The organism is Streptomyces sp. HSW2009 (genome assembly GCF_040240285.1).
Taxonomy (GTDB): Bacteria; Actinomycetota; Actinomycetes; order Streptomycetales; family Streptomycetaceae; genus Streptomyces.
Genome location: NZ_JBEHZD010000989.1, coordinates 1 through 1,419, shown reverse-complemented (window position 1 = coordinate 1,419; position 1,419 = coordinate 1). Strand labels below are relative to the sequence as shown.

Below are 1,419 nucleotides of genomic sequence, written 5' to 3'. Positions count from 1 at the left end.
CCCTCCACCCCCGTGGGAGGACGAGCCGCCGCGTGCTGCGCCCGGGCCCGCCCCCGTACCAGAAGTGACGGCCACTGACGCGCGGTACAGCAGTGTCGCGCTGGTGTCGTGGTATCACGCTGGTGTCGCACTGGAGCGCGGGTGCTCCCGGTCGCGTTTGGAACTGTGTACGAGCATCACCGCCGCGCTCGATGCGGATCAAGCGCGGGGTTGGCCCTGTGGCGCGGAAGTGACTGTTCCGGTACGGCGTTGCAGTTGCGCAACGGAACCGCCCCGAACTGGCACTTCACCACCCGCACCGGGCGCAAACGGAGCCCTGCGAGGCCGCCCACGGGAGGGGGGACGCGGGGGCGGGTGTGCGGGTTGATCTAGGTCGTGGCCGGGGCCGCCGCGGGCGTGTGTGCGCAGGGGGGGGCGGCCCCGGGCCGGTCCACGGACGCCTACGCGCGCGGGGGTTCGCCCCCCCCGGGCCATGTACGGGGCGCCTACGGACCGCGTACAGGGCGTGCGTACGGGGCGGGCTGCCGGTCGTCGGGCCGGGCCGTGGACGGGGCGGCGGGCGCCGCGCCGGGGGCGCCGCGCAGCGCCCCGAATGGGGGAACTGTCATCCTTGGGCATGGCCTGTGCACGACGGGACGTCACGTCGCTGCGCGGCGCACCGGACCGTCAGGGCCCGGCACACCGGGGGCCCGAGGCGCGGCCGAGGGGCAGAGAACGACAGGGGGGTTGGGGAGACGATGCCTCGCTGGGACGAGCTTCCTGAGGAACTCGATCCGCGCGTAAGGGAGTTCACGGAGAAGCTGCGCGAGCTCATCGACGACGCCGGGCTGAGCACGGCCGCGGTCGCCGACCGCATCGGGTACGGAACGGCCGCCTGGGAGCGCTATCTGACCGGCGACGCGCTCCCGCCGCGCGCCGCACTGACGGCCCTCACCGCAGCGGTCGGGACCGATCCGACCGCACTCACCGCGCACTGGGAAGCGGCGGACCGCGCGGTACGGGCAGCCCGCCGACAACCCGCCCCGACGCCGACGCCCCGGGACGGTGGTGCGGGCTCGGCTGCGCCGGGTGTGACCGATGGCGCGGGGCCGGCTGCGCCGGGCGTGGCCCACATGGCCGATGGTGCGGGCTCGGCTGCGTCGCGCGTGGCCGATGGCGCGGCGTCGGAACCCCGTACGGCTGGTGCTGCCGGGTCGGCTGCACCGGGTACGGCTGACGCTGCGGCGCCGACGCCGCGTACCGCTGCCGATGCGGCTGCCGTGGCCGCGGACCCCCGCCCGGGTGGCGCGCCGAAGGGTGCGCCCCGTACGACGCCGCTGCGGGCGATGACGGGGCCCGCGACCCGCCGGGCCAAGGGTTCGGCCGGTGCCTCGTGGCGGGCCCTGCGCGGGCGGCTCGCCACGCAGCACGGCGAGCCCA

The 1,419-nt window shown here is 76.4% G+C and carries 1 protein-coding gene; it reads left to right on the top strand.

Annotation, left to right across the window (positions count from 1 at the left end):
- Positions 1 to 737: 737 nt before the first annotated feature.
- Positions 738 to 1,419: helix-turn-helix domain-containing protein (locus AAHZ94_RS34075; RefSeq protein WP_349997556.1), on the top strand; the 682-nt coding region annotated here is incomplete at its 3' end.